Annotated in this window: 6 protein-coding genes, 1 tRNA gene and 6 pseudogenes; 4 read left to right on the forward strand and 9 right to left on the reverse strand. The window is 37.5% G+C overall.

Features of this window, described 5'->3' with window-relative positions:
- Window positions 1–3: 3 nt before the first annotated feature.
- Both uup and BTN50_RS08730 read right to left on the reverse strand, forming a co-directional pair.
- Window positions 4–1,921, reverse strand: a pseudogene (uup, locus tag BTN50_RS08720) (ATP-binding cassette ATPase Uup).
- Between the two features lie 760 nt (window positions 1,922–2,681).
- Window positions 2,682–3,556, reverse strand: a pseudogene (locus BTN50_RS08730) (IS5 family transposase).
- 165 nt (window positions 3,557–3,721) lie between these two features.
- On the opposite strand from BTN50_RS08730, the gene BTN50_RS10305 reads away from it, so the two are divergent.
- Window positions 3,722–3,892, forward strand: coding sequence for a hypothetical protein (locus BTN50_RS10305; RefSeq protein WP_161493009.1), 171 nt, complete (start codon window positions 3,722–3,724; stop codon window positions 3,890–3,892).
- A gap of 289 nt (window positions 3,893–4,181) precedes the next feature.
- Here the strand turns inward: BTN50_RS10305 and rlmKL are convergent.
- A pseudogene (gene rlmKL, locus BTN50_RS08735) lies at window positions 4,182–6,320 on the reverse strand (bifunctional 23S rRNA (guanine(2069)-N(7))-methyltransferase RlmK/23S rRNA (guanine(2445)-N(2))-methyltransferase RlmL).
- A 477-nt stretch (window positions 6,321–6,797) separates the two neighbouring features.
- Window positions 6,798–6,874 (reverse strand) — tRNA-Arg (locus BTN50_RS08740).
- A 475-nt stretch (window positions 6,875–7,349) separates the two neighbouring features.
- On the opposite strand from BTN50_RS08740, the gene sstT reads away from it, so the two are divergent.
- Both sstT and BTN50_RS08750 read left to right on the forward strand, forming a co-directional pair.
- A complete protein-coding gene (sstT, locus tag BTN50_RS08745; protein ID WP_096619888.1) occupies window positions 7,350–8,588 on the forward strand; it encodes a serine/threonine transporter SstT in 1,239 nt (412 codons plus the stop codon).
- Window positions 8,589–8,810: 222 nt separating this feature from the next.
- Window positions 8,811–9,674, forward strand: a pseudogene (locus BTN50_RS08750) (IS5 family transposase).
- A 317-nt stretch (window positions 9,675–9,991) separates the two neighbouring features.
- Here the strand turns inward: BTN50_RS08750 and BTN50_RS08755 are convergent.
- The 3 genes and pseudogenes from BTN50_RS08755 to BTN50_RS08765 form a co-directional block, all read right to left on the reverse strand.
- Window positions 9,992–10,201: a hypothetical protein gene (locus tag BTN50_RS08755; protein WP_096619890.1), complete on the reverse strand. Its 210-nt coding sequence runs from the start codon at window positions 10,199–10,201 to the stop codon at window positions 9,992–9,994.
- 753 nt (window positions 10,202–10,954) lie between these two features.
- Window positions 10,955–12,394, reverse strand: a complete 1,440-nt coding sequence (locus BTN50_RS08760) for an ATP-binding protein (protein ID WP_096619892.1) — start codon at window positions 12,392–12,394, stop codon at window positions 10,955–10,957.
- Window positions 12,384–13,105 (reverse strand): annotated as a pseudogene (locus tag BTN50_RS08765) (response regulator). The gene BTN50_RS08760 and the pseudogene BTN50_RS08765 overlap by 11 nt, the downstream one beginning before the upstream one ends.
- Before the next feature lie 768 nt (window positions 13,106–13,873).
- Here BTN50_RS08765 and BTN50_RS08770 point away from each other — a divergent pair.
- A pseudogene (locus tag BTN50_RS08770) lies at window positions 13,874–14,745 on the forward strand (IS5 family transposase).
- 85 nt (window positions 14,746–14,830) lie between these two features.
- On the opposite strand, the gene cydC reads toward BTN50_RS08770, so the two are convergent.
- Both cydC and cydD read right to left on the reverse strand, forming a co-directional pair.
- The gene (cydC, locus tag BTN50_RS08775) at window positions 14,831–16,588 is read right to left on the reverse strand and encodes a heme ABC transporter ATP-binding protein/permease CydC (RefSeq protein ID WP_096620016.1); all 1,758 of its coding nucleotides are present in this window, start codon (window positions 16,586–16,588) and stop codon (window positions 14,831–14,833) included.
- Window positions 16,581–18,350, reverse strand: a complete 1,770-nt coding sequence (gene cydD / locus BTN50_RS08780) for a heme ABC transporter permease/ATP-binding protein CydD (RefSeq protein WP_096620014.1) — start codon at window positions 18,348–18,350, stop codon at window positions 16,581–16,583. The genes cydC and cydD overlap by 8 nt, the downstream gene beginning before the upstream one ends.
- Window positions 18,351–18,370 lie beyond the last annotated feature (20 nt).

The following is an 18,370-nucleotide window of genomic DNA, read 5'->3' on the forward strand; positions in this document are numbered from 1 at the left end:
TACCTATTCCTTTTGCATCTCTCCAAGTTCTTCCCAACGTTTAAAAACAACTTTTAATTCAGTTTCTGTTTCACTCAATTTTTGCAGCATAAGCTGTGTTCCATCATTACTTCGCTGGAAGAATGCAGGATTATTAATTAACTCCTGCACACGCAAAATTTCATTTTCTAAGTTTTCAAAAATTTGTTGAAGTACTACAAGCTCTCTTTGTAACTTATAAGACCGTTTTTTACATACATTTTTGGTTTCCGTTTTTTTTAGGCAACACAGATGCAACTGGTGCTTTCACTGTCTTCAGTTCATTTGTTTCAGTAGCCTTTAAATAATTCTCTCGTTGTTGAAGTGCGTCATGATAGCCACCAATACATTTGAAAATAATTCCATCACCTTCAAAAACCCAGCTATGTGTTACAGTGTTATCAACGAATTGACGATCGTGACTCGCTAATAGTAAGGTGCCCTGATAGTTGGCAAGTAATTCTTCTAACAGTTCCAGAGTTTCGATATCCAAATCATTGGTTGGCTCATCTAGCACCAATAAGTTAGTAGGTCTGAGGAATAAACGAGCCAATAGAAGACGGTTTTTTTCACCACCAGATAAAGCTTTCACTGGAGTACGAGCGCGACTAGGATGAAATAAAAAATCTTGTAGATATCCAAGTACATGGCGCTGGCGTCCACCAATATTAACTTCCAATTTACCTTCTGCGAGGTTATCGATCACTGTTTTATTTGGATCTAACGTTTCACGATACTGATCAAAGTAACCAATATTTAACTTTGTACCTACGTGTAACTTACCGGTATCAGTTTTCAGCTGCTTTAGCATCACTTTAAGCAAAGTACTCTTGCCACAACCGTTCGGGCCAATTAGAGCAATGCGATCACCACGCATTACATTGAAGCTAAAATCATCAATAAGACGCATTTTACCCAATCGATAACTAATGTGCTTCGCTTCAAAAATAATTTTTCCAGAACGAAAACCATCGTCAAGTTGAATATTTACATTCCCAAGCATGTCAATGCGCTCAGAACGTTCGCGACGCAGCTTTTTCAGTGCTCGAACTCGTCCTTCATTACGGGTACGACGAGCTTTAATGCCTTGACGAATCCACGTTTCTCCTTGTGCCAACTTTTTATCAAATAAAATATTTTGTTCTGCTTCTACACGTAGCGCTTCTTCTTTACCTTCGAGATACATGTCATAATTACCCGGCCAAGAAGAAAGTATGCCGCGATCAAGATCCACGATGCGTGTTGCCATTGAGCGGATAAATGCACGATCGTGTGAGATAAAAATGATTGAACCTTTAAAAATTTTGAGAAAATTTTCTAACCACATAATGGTTGCCACATCCAAATGGTTCGTTGGCTCATCAAGCAGAAGAATATCAGGATCGCACACTAACGCACGCGCTAGTGCGGCTTTACGCTGCCAACCTCCCGACAACTCAGCAAGCTTTTTATTACCCTCTAATTTCAGGTCATGCAATACTTGCGTAATTTGGTTTTCAAAATGCCATCCTCCGCTATGATCAAGTTGATCTTGCACACGTGCTAAACGATTAATCTCCTTTTCACTCGAATCCGTTTCCATATAACCAAGAAGTTCATGGTATTCTTTAAGAATTTTCCCCACTTCAGCCAGTCCCTCAGCAACGTAATCAATAACCGTGCCTACTACATTACGCGGAGGATCTTGTTCAAGACAAGATACTTTCAAATTTTGCTTACGGTTAATGCTACCATCATCTAGCTGAACCGTGCCGTATATAACTTTCATCAGTGTTGATTTACCGGTCCCATTACGGCCCACCAAACACACACGCTCACCGGGTTGAAGAATAAATGCCGTTTTATTAAGTAGCGGATTATCGCCGTACGCAAGTTGGGCGTTAGTTATATTAATCAATGACATGTATATCTAGCCATGTTTTAAACTTAAAGAAACCAAAGAGCAAACCTCGTAAATTGGGAACTAAATTGCCTTCATGTTGAAGATATAGTACTGAAATAGTGATGTCATAACGTAAAAATATCATATCAACAAATGTTACTTTTTTAATATAGTTGGATATTATAATATTTTTCATGGCTTAGTATACTCTATCAATGTTAAAATTCAGGCTTGAATACTTAAAATTTGTCATTTGTTCTAGAGATCAAATAATCTATAAGCTCTGAAAAAAGCACAGTAAAAAATTATTCAAAAGTTACTTTAAAAGAACATTCACTTTGAAAGTAAACGTTGTTTTTTAAATGTGCACTCATCATCTTTCATAGTCACTCTATTGGGCTAAAACGTAGACTATAAGGAAAATAGTAGTGAAGCTCAATATTGCAAACAAATGCCGTACCTTTGACTAAGTTATGCTGATAATGTCCTGCGACATTGAAAGCAATATAAAACTGATGAATTAATAGGTAATTTTCTCAGTTTACTAAAAATTTTCATAATATTTTTATTACTTATTTTTTCATACTTGCAGACCACGGAACCACCAATATCGCAAAATTTCTGGCCCCAGTAAAATTAATATGACTACAATTATCCATTATTTTACAACTTTATTTTGCCCTTTACATATCCATTCACGCGTCATTTTGTTGCTTGAGCTGGGTAGGCTGCTTTGTTTCCTAATGCGAGTTCAGATAGCAAATCACAGCATGATGAACTATTAGACCATCGCTTTCGTTTTAAGCATACCTAGTCTTATCAACTTATTTAAGACTTTTATCATGGCGTAAATCTCGCTAATATGAGCATTATGATCTTTTAAGTTCAATGTCCCTCCAAGTAACGTTTTGACACGAAACCTTGCCGTCTTTAATAGAGAATATTTATGGTAATCATACTTTATTTTTCAATGCTCATTGGAACCGTATAATTTCTGGCAACTGACCGTTAAATGACGCGGATAACCTCGTCCCCAAAAAGTGGCTCCTTTTATTGGTGGTATTAGTGGAACCACTCGTTTAATACGAACGGTTCCGTCACATTGTCTGGTTTCGTAAGCACCGTCGGCTGATATTTTATTAATTTTTCGGCAGGTCTGTTTAAGCAAGCTAAGTAGCACTTCACCATCAGTCACATTTAGATGCACTTAACTCAGTAGCAATAATTTCATGCGTATTCATATCTACCACTAAATGTAATTTGTGGTAGATTCGCCATTTTCCATCAATACTATATTTTTTCACTTTCCATTCTTCTTCACCGTAAACGTTGAGCCCCGTAAAATGAATGGCTAAGTGCTGTATGCTTCCTTTATTCTTCTAATCTTCGTCTTGAACGTGACGTTAATCATTTTGGCTCGCTTGCTAATACATGAATAGTGAGGACATAATAATGGCAGTGGAACAAGTTTAAAAACAGGATTAATTAATCCTTGCAGACCTCTAAATCACATTGAAAATGCATATTTAACTATGAGCACAGTTGTAATCGTTAAGTCACGAAATAATCGAAATTTTTCATGATTATCCTGCTTAATTTGATTCCATAACTGAATAGCTTTTCATCAATCCAAAATGTAAGTAAGCCACGATTGATTAAAGCTTGATTATACTACTTCCAATTAGTTGTTTTGTAACGAAGATTGTTCATAAACCCGAATATTTAAGTGAGCCTAACTGCTTGGTGTATTGATTAAAAATTTAGTTTCCTTATTTAGGAAATAAAGCCGGTTACCATAAACATTCCATAGCAGAGACAGCAATGGTTCGAATCAAAAAACCACTGATAGGAACATTGAGTCTAAAGAAGCACACAACTCAGATTAGCAAAACCGACGCCATGATAAAAGTGTTACCTAAGCTGACAGGGCTAGGTATGCCTAACATGAAAGCGATTATTCAATTATTAGTCATGTTGAAATTGGTTACCTGAACTCGATTAAGAAATAAGGCCTTTTTAACGTGACATAGAACCATTATTTCATGGATACGTAACACCTGAAAAATCATTGCTATATTCCAACTTTAGAAAGTAAGAAGTACCTCTTATTATACGATAATACGCTCTACCATCATAAATTTTATCGTACTGAATGGTGAGTTTCTATTTTGGTTAGCGGTTAGCGGTTAGAAACACTCCTATAGTTCATAGTATGGCCTGAAATCATCAATACATAAAACATTTACAATGCGTCTTAGTATGCAATAAATAAGTTCTCATACTATAAAACACTAAGGTCATGAACCTTCATGTGAGTCATGAGCCAGCAGTTATTAATATATTTATTACGTTCAAAATCCAAAGGTATTAAGCCTTTAGTAATGTTTTTAGCAAACAAGCCTATTTCGTTTAACTTTTCAAGATCTATTTTGAAGTTGCGCTTATTATTTGAAAACACAATTTCACCATTTACACGAAGAAGACGTTTTAAGGCAACCATTACCTTCAAATAGTCACGCTGAACATCAAACGTATCTTCCATACGTTTAGAATTAGAAAAAGTCGGTGGATTGATAAAAATAAGATCATACTGGCCAGAAGCCATAGACAACCATTTCAAACAATCTGTTTGAATATACTGATGTTGGTGCCCTACTTTGTGATTTAACTGCATGTTACGCTCAGCCCAAGCAAGGTACGTCTTAGACATATCCACTGTTGTTGTCGATTTAGCGCCACCAGTAGCCGCATGCACCGTAGCTGCTCCTGTATACGCAAACAAGTTCAAAAATTTTTTACCAGCTGCTTTTTCACCTAACATCTTACGAATATTGCGGTGATCCAAGAACAAACCCGTATCAATATAGTCTTGAAGGTTTACTTCTAACTTAACACCGTATTCCATAACATTCATGAAGCGCTTTGCTTCACTCAGCTTCTGATACTGGTTTGCGCCTTTTTGCTTTTCACGTTTTTTCAAAATTATATTGTTAGCATTAACGCCAGTCACGGCGATAGATGCACGAACAATATCCAACAGCCGACAACGTGCCGTTTTCTTCGAAATTGTTCTAGGTGCTGCGTATTCTTGAATAATTATGTAATTTTTATAGCGATCAATAGCAACATTATAATCAGGCAAATCTGCATAGTATAAGCGGTAGCATTCAATATCTTGCTTTTTAGCCCACTTTTCAAATTTTTTAATGTTTTTACGAAGTCTATTCAAAAATTCAGGCGCAACCATTTTATGACTTTCAGTGATAACAGCTTTCCTGTGGGCAGTAATCTGGCAGGTTTTCAGCATACAATTTAGTGTGCCATTATGTAACTTACATTTACTTTTTGTCTGCATTTTAATACAGCTAAGCAATTCATATGAACCTGAATAGATAGAGATGACTGATCCTTTGCATTCCGTTTGTAGTTGCACACTCAACCGAGTATACAGTGTAATTAAGTCAGATATTGTACCATGGCGGTCGCCATATGACGGGTTAAAAATGACATGACCCGTTTTAAAACCGTCTAGTTTCATCAGCTCGGCAACATCACGTAGTGCAAATAAGATCAAGTCATAGACACCAGTATAGTATACATTTGATTTAGCAATTTCAAGTATACGGACATCATTGTCATAATCAAAGAGATGCATTTTACATGTAGCTGGTCCATTTTTCGATTTGAACGTTACTCCAGCATACACTTCCATCCACAGCTCACAGTTAAATGAACGCAATGATTCAAAACTTCAATGTTTACGTTTTAGACCTAGTGCAACTTGAGCTGCCATCATTGCGGCTTCTGTCAATACAGTAGCTAAACCATACATTGGATTAAACAATGACAGCTCCAATGTCCAACCGCTTTCTATTACAAGTGCAGCGGCATTGGTTACGCGTAATGATACTAGACCAATTTCAGCACAATAGACACGTTGGTGCAAGCTACTACCAACCATATCAATACCTCACATACCCGTCTTTCTCGATAAACGCACATGCATACGAAGATCAAGCAGTTCACAATCGATGCTTGGGCGATCTCAATCCGTTTTCACGAAACAGCTAACAATAGCACCTGTAACTTTTAGTATGCCGTTCTGGCTGTTTCGGATTTCGTTATTTCTACCATTAAAATTGACAAAAATACGCTTATTTTCACTAAAATATGTAGGCCAGTTAATAGCAGTTACGCCCAGATACAGATCCATGTCATCACATACATCAGATTCACTAAGAACAAGAATGAAGCGTAATGCAGTGCGGTTCCAAAGATAGCAAGTCTACAGTCTCTTTTCATCAGTACGAAAATGAACACCAGCATTAATCACTTTACTGTTGCTTGCACCACATTGCTCAAGTTCTATTTCAAATAAATTTTCAATGCCACGAGGGGTCATTGCTAAATATTGATTCATGGGAAGGGATTCGGAGGGATATTATGCGCGATTATAACCAAATTAATTGAGCTTTGCTCAACTCTACATAAGACATAATCCGATTTTTTAGCTAATAAAAATAACAATAGTTCGGGTTAAAAACTACTAAAAAGGACGCTGAACCTAAGGGATTACAATGCTCAGATTAAAAAATTTATAGCATGCTACAAGCGTTAAATTAGCTAACAGGGCTAAGTATACTTAAAACGAAAACGATTGTTTAATCATTAATTATGTTGAAACATGCCATCTGAACTCAAATTAAGAAACAAAGCCAACCAAATATTGTATATTTAACACATTGAGACAGTGAATCTAATCCTTTGTACTCCCTTAGGGAGGTTCAATTAAAAAACAACCAAATCCTAAAAATTAGCAGGAATATATAATAAAATGCCCGACACACTCCTTGCATACAAAGCTAGAGAATTAAAATTTCTTGATTTTTGAATTTGATGGCACGCCCTACAGGATTCGAACCTGTGACCTACGACTTAGAAGATCGTTGCTCTATCCATCTGAGCTAAGAGCGCATTTAGTTCAAGTTTAATACAGATATAATACTAAATTATAAAGTGAGAAGATGCCACGTCAATGATTTTTATTGACCTCCCCAATTAAAGGGGGTAATAAACATTCGCATATTCAATAATCCGTCGGCTATTATTCATATTTCAACAACTAAGAATCTTTAACTAATAAGGACTTTAGTTCCCTAATTTAGGAAGTAAAGCTTTTCCCGTCTTACGCAGATAATGCGCATATATTGGTGTTGTATGTCGGCTATCACTTGCAAAGATCATGTATGCGATTGATTAAACCGAGTGTAGTATACTGCTTTTCTTTTGAATAATTATCACAGTGGCCACCGTTAACTTTCAGAGGAAAATATAAACTATAATGAAGTTTATATAATTTATCGTAATATTTTGTTTCAAATTCCGCTTTACAGAGTAGTTCTTCACCTGATTTAATCCAAGTGTGAATCATTTCAGTGTAATGAAAATTATGAAGCAAAGACAATTTACTTTAGCACGTGTGACGAATACCAGTCTAGTAGCACAAATACTGGTCAGTATTGGAGCTGGTATTGTTCTAGCTAGTTTTTTTCCTGACAGCGCAAAAGCCATAGGCTTTCTTGGTGATTTATTCATTAACGCATTAAAAGCAGTCGCACCAATTTTAGTTTTCGTATTGGTCGCAGCATCAATCGCTAACCAAAAAAAAGGTCAACATACCCATCTTCGGCCTGTTATCACTCTTTACTTTATTGGCACATTTGCAGCAGCGCTCACTGCTGTACTCATGAGCTTTTTGTTCCCGACAGAATTAACGCTAATAACGTCAAAAATAATCAATTCCCCACCCGAAGGGATTGTACAAGTTATTTCAATTCTGCTTCTTAATGTAGTTGATAACCCAATCAACGCATTAATAACGGGTAACTTCATCGGAATTCTGGCTTGGGCCGTGGGTTTGGGTATTGCTCTCCACCATGCATCAGATACAACAAAAACAGTGTTTGGTGACATCGCAGAAAGTGTCTCATTTATCGTTTGTTTTATTATTAAATTGGCACCTATTGGTATTATTGGTCTAGTTGCTGACACTTTCGCTGACATTGGATTTGATGCCCTAGTTGGCTATGCTCACTTACTGGTTGTACTTTTGGGTAGCATGATGCTCATTGCTTTGGTGGTGAACCCACTGATTGTTTACTTAAAAACGCATACCAACCCTTACCCACTGGTATTTCAATGCATACGAGAGAGCGGCGTAACCGCATTTTTTACGCGCAGTTCAGCGGCTAATATTCCTGTTAACATGCAGCTTTGTAACAAACTAAAACTAGATAAAAACACGTATTTAATATCAATTCCGTTAGGTGCAACCATTAATATGGAAGGTGCTGCAATTACCATTACGGTGCTAACACTGGCAGCCGTACACACACTGGGCATTCAAATAGACCTTGCAACTGCTATTCTTTTAAGTATTATTGCTGCAGTATCTGCATGTGGTGTATCTGGTATTGCTGGTGGTTCTCTCCTATTGATCCCGCTTTCCTGTAAACTGTTTGGTATTCCAAATGATATTACAATGCAGGTTGTTGCTGTTGGTTTCATCATTAGTGTAATTCAAGATTCTGCAGAGACTGCATTGAACAGTTCTACTGATGTGCTTTTTACCGCTGCTGCATGCCGCGCAAAGGAAGCAAAAGCTTTGCAAACATCTGAGGTGAAATAAATTTTATGTTCGAGCTTTATTGTCTCATTCGAATTCAAGTAATAAGTTTCAACATGATTAACTATTCGACGATTGCTTTCGTTTCTAGCATACCTATAGCTCGGTCAGCTTATTTAATGTTTTTATCATGACATAAGTTTTGATTTTATTTCCTAAATCAGAGAACTCAGTGTTCAATGTACGCTCTAAATAGCTAGCTAAAAGCAGTATTATCAAGTTTTAATCAATCGTGGTCACTAAGATTTTGAATTGATGAAAAAGCTATTTCACTATGAAATCAAACTAAGCAGAATAATCATGAAAGACCTAGTTTCTTTAGCGATCTAGCCACTACGACAACCCTCATAGTTACATGCGTATTTTCAATATCATTGAAAGATCTGCAAGGATTCATTAATTCTGTTTTTTAGCTTACTCAACTACCATTGTCATGTCCTCACTATTCACGCATTAGTAAACGAACCAAAACGGTTAATGTCACGTTCAAAACAAAAAATATAGGGATCATCCAGCACTTAACTATTGATTCTACCGAATTCAAAATCTATGGTGAAAGCGAATGAAAAGCACAAAAGATAGTCGTGGTGAAAAACAGCAAATCTAGCGCAAGTTACATTTAGTGGTAAATATAGATACGCATGAAATCATTGCTGCTAAGTTAAGTGCATTAAATGTGGCTGGCGGTGAAGTGCTATCTAGCTTACTCAAACAGGCCTGCTAAAAAATCAATGAAACATCAGCCGATGGTGCTTACGACACCAAACAATATTACGAACCCATTCGCATTAAACGAACGGTTCCACTCATCCCACTAAAAAAAGGAGCCACTATTTGAAAATGCGACCATCCGCGCAATTTAATAGTCAGTTACCAGAAGTTATACGGTTCCAATCAACATTAGAAAATAAAATATGCTTACCATAAACATTCTCTATCAGAGACAACAATGTTTTGAATTAAACAACTCCTCGGTGAAACGTTTAACTTAAGAGATCACAATGCTCAGATTAGTGAAACTTATGCCATGATAAAGCGTTAAATAAGCTGACAAGGTTAGGTATGTCTAAAATAAACATAATTATTTAATCGTTAGTCATTTTGGAATTTGCTATCTGACTCCAATTAGAAAGTAAAGTTAGTCTATCTACAAAAACGGCGGTGCGTATCTAGCACATGGTTTCATCAATATCAGTATTTTCGTCGTTAAAAAAACATTATATAATATTAAATAATGCTATCGGTGAGGCATGACCAAGAACCATATTGTGAGAAAGGCTTCCCACGAGATTATTCGTAGTAACAGCACAAATAAATGTCTACATGGAGTCTTTTGCACATGCATTAAAATTTGTCATATCTACATGAACGCGCACAGGGATAGAACCTTTAGAATGGTGAAACTTTCACTGAAACTCTGATTTCAATATTAGTTTCGAGAGTACTTTTTGCGCCTGATTTTTTTGCAGGTCACTGCCTCTGAAAAATACAAAGCCATCAATGCTGCACGAAAATTGGTTGATGGTTTCAGTGGATGACATACATACAAAATCTTTGTCTTCAATTTTATTGGCTGTTAAAAATTTACCTTTCACCCAATCTCCCGTCATTTGCATTGTGGCCTACCGTTAATCTGGAAAATATGAGTCTGCATACTGTTTGATGCGGTGTATAATGAATAGATTTTTTAGCACATGTCGCTTACCAGCACATTAAAATTTTATTTTATAAATGCTTTTATGAATGCCTCCGACCGACCCCATTGAGGCTAGGCCGATTACTTCAAATGATGTTGTTTCCTGTCAAAGTTCTCTTCCTAAGGTGAGTGGGATATAACCTGCTGCCTTAACCTTATCTGCAGCAATGAAAAAATCCTCTAATGTTTGGAGATAATTCTATGCCCGCTTTTTGAAGATGTCTGAATTTGCTAAAAATAAATTAACACGGTGAATATTAACAAGGACAGTAACACACGGATCATTAACCTTCAGGTAACCAGCTACTGTGTAGAGTGTTAATTCTTCTCAATATTATTCTGCGACTGCATCATCCAATGGAGCAAGAAAGTCAGTACGCCACCATTATTAAACTTCAGAACTTTTTATCTGCTATACGTTTGGAAGGTTGCCAGAAAGAACACGTATTCGAAGAGCATTAATAACTTTTTGCCTACAAAACCTGAAATAACAGAATCTTCCAATGATGACTTTTTGCCTATATTTTTTTCAACAAGCTTAAAGCTAGTGCTTCTCCATAATTTGTCCACCAGTGAAGGACTTCAACGCCGTTATTGAAATCTATATTGTTGTTTATATTCGCTACGACAAGGAACGACAGTAAAGCCGCAAGAAAAAGTGGTACATATTTCATTATTCTACCTTGGGGAAAGAAATATTGATTTGGAGTCCACCGGATGAACGATTAGATAAAATTATGTCACCACCATGAGCGTGAATAATATTTTTAGCAATGCCTAGGCCAAGTCCAGTGCCATGTAAGTCAGTATGAAGGCGGAAATAGGGATCGAACACCTTCTTCAAATATTTTTGTGGAATTCCCGGACCGTTATCACAAAGTGTAATTTCGAAAAACTTTTCGTTGTCATGGATATATATGGTGACTTCATCTCCATATTGCACGCCGTTATCAATAATATTAGTGAGACAACGTTTGAAGGCAAGGTGCTTACCGCTAAATGGCAGTGTTTGTTTTCCACTAATCAATACTCGTTGATGCCGTTGATTATGGATTTCAGCAATACTTATGAGAATATTAAGTACATCTATTTGAGTAATATTTTCATGGATATCCGTTTCTTTTACTGTTTGAATAGCTCCTTTTACCATAATTTCCAGTTCATCAAGGTCTCTATTGATTTTAATTGCTTGCGTTTTATCATCAATTAATTCTGCGCGTAGGCGTAAGCGAGTAATAGGTGTTTTTAAATCATGTGAAATTGCACCAAACAGTTTTTTTCGATCATCCATATAACACTGAAGACGCTTTTGCATCAAATTAAAAGCACGCGTTACCGCAATAATCTCTGCGGCACCTTCTTCAACAAGCTCAGGTTGTTCAATATCTGTACTGAAACGGTTAGCAGCTTGCGCTAAACGTTTAAGCGGACGTGTTTGATTACGTATCAAAATGAAAGAAAAAACCAGCAGTAGTGTAGTAATTGTAATGAAAAAAACAAATTGTTCTGCATTTACAATTTCGTTTTCAAGAGTGATGTAGGGCGCTGAAAGCACAGTAGCGATGTAAACCCACTGATTTTTCATTAATTCAATTTGAATGACAAGAATGGCTGAGTTCAGTGGTTCTAAGCTTAAGGTGTGGTATGCCCATGATTTGGGTAAATAAGTTAGGAACAAGTGGTTGTTGAGAACGCGTGAGGTTTCAGGCCGAGAGAAGTTCACCTTAATGGTTTGAACGTTGAGCAATTTTTTCTGTAATACCTTTTGGATGGTGGAAACCGCTTCGCGCTTTTCAATAGTATCAGGAAGCGGCTCAATATGAATTTCTTCGGTATTAAATGAAACAAAGAAACGAGCACCACCCATATTTCGTAGTTGATCTAACGCAATATGCCGATATTCAACAGGTAGTGATTGGAAAAAAGAAGTGGTTGAGGCAAACATTTGCGCTATACTTTCTGACGCAGCTTTTAAGCCTTCAACTTTTCGCTGCTTCGATTGTGTGTACCAAAACATACTTGCAACTGTCTGTGCGATAAACACAGACAGTACAGTAAGAATCAGAGTTCGCGAAAGAAGTGAACGAGGCCAAAAATATTGCTTAAGGTTCATAAGTAATATCTGCAATAAAAATGTAGCCATTGCCACGTACTATTTTAATAATGGTTGATTGGCGACCATTATCTTTGAGTCGCTGGCGTAGTCGGCTCACTTGTACATCAATACCGCGTTCTTGCCGTTTTGTTTCACGACCACGCGTTGCATTTGATATAGCATTCCTCTCCATCAATTGTTGTGGATTTTCTATGAATAACATAAATAAAGCAAAATCAGATGATGTCATTTCAACATCTTGGCCTGTCACTTGATGATTTAAAGACTGTGTACTGGTATCCAAACGCCACCGAGCAAAACGAATGGCTTTAGGTTTAGACATGGTAGTTTCTTGCAGTTGCTGTGTGCGCCGTAACAAAGCTCGAATGCGTGCAACTAGTTGACGTGGGCTAAATGGCTTTGCTATATAGTCATCCGCACCAAGTTCCAAACCAACAATTTGATCTGTCTCATCTGATACTGCCGTTAACATGATGATAGGCACACTGGAGTATTGGCAAATATATTTACACAGCGTAAATCCGTGATCGCCTAGTAGCATGACATCGAGCAAGATAAGCTCCGGATATTGCACGGCTAACTTTGCTTTCATTTCTGGTCCGCTCTGGCGGTACTTAGATTATAACCCGCTTTAGACAAGTACTCTTGAAGCAGCTCACGGATTTCAAAATCGTCATCCACCACTAGGATCCGCTTCTGATTAACCATGCAAAATTTTCCTCTTATTCTTGAAATTAATTGTAATATTATCTTAGATAATGTATGTAAACGTTAACGATGAGCAAATTTTTTGTCTTGTGGAGAAGAGTGAATAGTTCAGATTATTGCTCCCTTGATCAAGAACATCATCCCAGAGGAAACGTGGGGTTTTATTTGAGCAAGGAGTTAGATATAACTATTTAATCTAAACTGCACGTAAGATATGAGATAAATGCCAAAGTCATACACTAACTATTATTTTAAAAATTTATTAACTGCACAAAGATTCTAGCATGAATAACTTAACCACTTTTTTTACTGATGTTAACTATTTCAACTAAATTTATCTCCCACCGTAGAAATAACACCTAACTCCTTTCAGTGTCAAACAAAGAAATAAACCTTATCTCCTCTCCGTTCGCAAAGTAATAACAATGGGAATAGTTCTCCATCATTCAGGATATTAAAACGGCTTTGTTGCTTGATTGGAGTTTAGATAGCCAATTCAAAGCATGATTAACTATTAGATGAGCGCTTTCATTGTAGGCATACTTCATTCTGTCAACGTATTTAACGCTTTTGTTCTGGTTAGGCTTCGCTAATATGAACTTTACGATCCCTTAGGATCAATGTTCCTTCCAGTAGTTTTTTGACTCAAAGCATTGCTGCCTCTGCTCAGAAACATTTATCGTAACCAGCTCTATTTCTTAAATCAGGGAATTACATTTTCAATCAATACTCTAAACAACTAATTGGAAGCAATATAACCAAGCGGTAATCAATCGTGGCTCACTAACATTCTAAATTGATAAAAAAGCTATCCAGTTATGGAATCAAACTGAATAAGGCAATCATCGAGGACCTCATTTATTTAGTGACTGAACCATTACAGAGGCTTTCATGGCTAAACACATATTTTCAATACCATTGAGATGTCTTCAAGGATTCATTAATTTTGTTTTCAAATTTGTTCAACATCCGTTGTCATGTCCTCATTGTTCATGCATTAGCAAGTGAGCCAAAATAGTTCACGTTACGCTCAAAACGAAGAATAAAAGAATCATCTCGCACTTAGCCACTAATTTTACGGTGCTAAAAGTCTACGGTGCAAAAAAATAGAAAGCAAAAAAGCAGGATACTGATGTGAAACGGCAAAATTTAGCGCAAGTTGCACATCTAGCTATAGATATAAATACGTATGAAATCATTGCTGTGAAGTTAAGTGCATCAAATGTGACTAACGATGAATGTTACCTAATTTATTCAAACAGCCCCGCTAAAAAATCAATGAAATATCAGCCAATGGTCAATGGTGCTTGCGACACCAAACAATCTTACGAAACCGTTCGTATTAAACGCGCGGTGTCATTCATATCACCAAGAAAAGGAGCAACTTTTTGAAACAAGAGCATTCACGTAATTTAGTGGTAATCTACCAAAAGCTATATGGTTCCAATCAGCATTGAAAAACAAGACATGGTTATCATAAGCATTCCCTAGCAGAGACGGTCATGTTTCGAGTCAAAAAATTCATCAAAGGAACAATTAGCCTAAGAGATGACCATTCTTAAATTAACGAAACCTGCGCAATATTAGCATTAAATAAGTTGACAAAATTAGGTATGCATAAAATGAAAGTACTTATCTAATAGTGAATAATGTTGGGATTTGCTTTTTAAACTAGAATTATGAAACAAAGCCTCTTGATTCATAGTTATTCCGGTGAAAAAGGTACTATGTTAAAGTATGTGGCTGGTTGACATGTGGGGTGATGAATTGTTTACCAATAAGCTGGGCATAATGACCACCTGCTGCTTTTAGTGTTTGGTGAGAGCCTTTTTCGATGATCTTACCTTCATCCATTAAACAAACTACATCCATTTCTTTTAAACCAACTAGCCGGTGCGTAATGAATAGCACGGTCTTTTTTTTGCTGTGCTCTAACAATAAGAAAAGAATGTTTTGCTCAGTTTGCACATCTAATCCTTCTGTTGGTTCATCAAGCAGCAAGATAGGTGCATCACGTAAAAGAACCCGGGCTATGCCTAAACGACGGCGTTCTCCACCAGAAAGCTGACGTCCGCCATCACCTAACCAAATATTTAGTCCAGTGCCTTTGAGTAGGACAGATAAACCGACTTGCTTAATAACATCTGATAATTCTTCATCTTTTGCTAGTGGCTTAGCTATTGAAAGATTATTTCGGAGCGTCCCATTGAACACATCAACTCGTTGGCTTACAACAGCAACAGATGAGCGAAGTGCAGATTCTCGCCATGCTGATAGAGGCACACTATCAAATTCAATATGACCTTGGCTTGGATCCCATGAGCGAGTTAGCAATTTCAGCAATGTAGATTTACCACTACCTGTTCGTCCAAGCAACGCTACTTTTTCGCCTGCTTTAATGTGTAGAGAGATATTATCAACTGCTGGTTGCTCATGACCATCGTAATAGTAACTCACACTATGAAACACAATATCACCTTTTGCGGTATTGCTGTAGCCGTTTGGATTAAATTGCGTTTCTGGCGTTGTTTCAATAATTTCATTGAGACGTTTTGCTGATGTGACTGTTTGACTAAGGTATTGGAAAGCTCCAGCTACTGGTATCATCAACTCAAAGCTAGCTATTGTAGCGAATGTTACCATTGCAACCATCTGGTTAGGGTAGTTACCACTAATACCATCAGCCGCAATCCAAAGTATTAAGACTAAGGTTAATCCATTGGCAGTCAGTAATACGCCATTTGCAAGCCCAGTAATAGCTGCCATTCGACGTTGTGCATTCAATAAATTCGTTTCGTCACGGTGTGCTTGTTCACGATAGCGATTTGCCGCACCAAATATTTGTAATTCAGCATGGCCTTGTAACCAATCCAATATAGAAATACGCAGGCATGCTTTTGCTTGAGTGATTTCTATACCATGAGGTCTACCAAGGACAAAAAATATAATCGGTAAAATAAACATTAATAATAGCAGGATAATGCCAAGTATTAAGCCAATTTTTAGATCAAACCAGCACAAGAATGCGCTGATGCTAAAAAGACCAAGTATACCTACAATCATAGGACTAACCAAGCGTAAATATACGTGATCCATGGCATCAACGTCGGCAATTAAACGGTTTAGGATGTCAGCGTCTCGGAGATTTCCAATTTTTCCCGGGATGAGCGGTGTTAGCTTGTCGAAGAAGAAAATACGAAGGTCCGCTAGTAACTTCAACGTCGTATTGTGGCTAAGAACTCGTTCTCCCCAGCGACCAGCAGTTCTAGTAATAGAAAATGCGCGCACTCCAGCAGCAGGCAACATATAATTAAAATTTTGGATTGTGGCAAAACCAGCAACCGCTGAAGCTGCGATAAACCAGCCAGAAAGAGTTAATAGTCCGATTGCTGCAGCCAATGTCACAAACGATAACAACATACCAATGGTTAAGCCAAACCAATGTTTTTGATAAAGTTTAATAAATGGAATAAGATCACGCATCAAGATCATTCTTGTTAACAGTTTGCATCATATCTGCAAATACGCCTGTTAGTTGTAATTCTTCGTAGGTGCCCACTTGAATCAATTTTCCTTTTTTCATTACAAGTATCTGATCACAAAAGCCAAGTTGATCAATATTATGGCTAATTAGCAGTGCTGTGGTGTCTTTAGTGGCATGCTCTAAGCTTGCCATAATTAGTTTCTCACTTGGCACATCTAAACTGGCCGTTGGCTCGTCAAGAAGCCAAAAGTTACCATCTTGTAGCAAGGCACGCGCTACGGCAATACGCTGAGCTTGGCCAACTGATAATCCACTGGCACGATCGCCAATATGATGGTCGTAGCCATGATCTAATCCGGAAATGAATTCATCCGCATAAGCAGCTTTAGCAACGCATTGCATCTGATGAACAGTGGTCAAGGAAGAGGCTAAACAGATATTATCCTTGATTGACCCATGGAAAAGCTGTGGGTTTTGACCTACCCAACTTACTTGTTTTCTCCAATATCTCAAATCGGCATCCTTAAGTTCAACACCGTTGACACAGAGGCTACCTCGGTAAGGCAGGAAACCTAGTATGGTGTTAATCAGACTAGTTTTACCTGCTCCACTTTGACCTACCAAGCCAACGCGTTGACCAGCTTTAACTGAAAAACTAAGAGGACCAACGATAACTATGCCGTCAGGACTGAGAATTTCTATGTCTTGTGCTTTAATTGTAACAGCTTTTACTGGAATTTTCATTTCCCCAGAAGTATGGTGTTCGGGGAAGGCTTCTAGAAAATTTACAATAGACTCAGCAGCACCTATTGCTTGTGCCTTAGCATGGTAATAAGTGCCAAGATCACGCAGCGGTTGATAAAATTCTGGTGCCAACATGAGTACAAATACACCTATAAATAATGTAATTTCGATATCATAATGGCCGAAATTAAGTTCACCGATGTAACTAAAACCAAAGTAGACAGCTGTAACCGCAATGGATAAGGATGTAAAAAATTCAAGTACGGCTGATGAAAGAAATGCTAGACGTAACACTTCCATGGTGCGTTTTCGAAAATCTTCTGAGGCTACCCGTAGATGCTTGCTCTCAGACTCAGTCTGATCAAACAAACGAAGCGTCGACAAGCCACGCAGGCGGTCATAGAAATGGCCAGATAAACGCTGAAGTGCTTTGAAATTTCGACGGTTAGCATCTGCAGCACCCATACCAACCATAGCCATAAATAATGGAACTAAGGGTGCAGTAACAAGAAATATTAAGCCTGCAGCCCAGTTCATCGGAAAAACAACACTCAAAATAACAAAAGGAATCAGTACAGCTATTGTCATTTGAGGTAAATATCGCGAGTAGAAATCCTGCATTTCTTCGACTTGTTCGAGAACAAGACTCGCCCAAGTACCTGCAGGTTTACTTTGGATTATAGCCGGACCTAAAAATTGGAGTTTGTCTAAAATAAGTTGTCTGATGTGGAGACGAACAGCATCGCCAGCACGATAACCTGCTTGTTCTTTTCCCCAACTGCAAAGTGCCCGTAAGCAGACAATGCCAGCGAGACCGATAAATGAAAGCCAAAGGTTAAATTTATTGGTTTTCAACATAATTATTTCGTGCAAAATATTAGCTAACATAGCCGCTTGAGCAACTAAAAATATAACTGACAGCAATGCTAAACCAATGGAGGTTATGAGCCATATTTTGCCTAATTTGCTCTGTACTTTTAGCCACTGGGCAAGTAATCGATGTTTTTTTTTATCCATATACTTAATCAACGTGAACA

The organism is Candidatus Enterovibrio altilux (assembly GCF_002381345.1).
Lineage (GTDB): Bacteria > Pseudomonadota > Gammaproteobacteria > Enterobacterales > Vibrionaceae > Enterovibrio > Enterovibrio altilux.

What these genes read in the sequence shown, in the direction of transcription:
- BTN50_RS10305 (WP_161493009.1), top strand. Translation starts at nt 3,722, where the DNA reads ATGGTTCGAATCAAAAAACCACTGATAGGAACATTGAGTCTAAAGAAG.
- sstT (WP_096619888.1), top strand. Translation starts at nt 7,350, where the DNA reads ATGAAGCAAAGACAATTTACTTTAGCACGTGTGACGAATACCAGTCTA.
- BTN50_RS08755 (WP_096619890.1), bottom strand. Translation starts at nt 10,201, where the DNA reads ATGCAAATGACGGGAGATTGGGTGAAAGGTAAATTTTTAACAGCCAAT.
- BTN50_RS08760 (WP_096619892.1), bottom strand. Translation starts at nt 12,394, where the DNA reads ATGAACCTTAAGCAATATTTTTGGCCTCGTTCACTTCTTTCGCGAACT.
- cydC (WP_096620016.1), bottom strand. Translation starts at nt 16,588, where the DNA reads ATGCGTGATCTTATTCCATTTATTAAACTTTATCAAAAACATTGGTTT.
- cydD (WP_096620014.1), bottom strand. Translation starts at nt 18,350, where the DNA reads ATGGATAAAAAAAAACATCGATTACTTGCCCAGTGGCTAAAAGTACAG.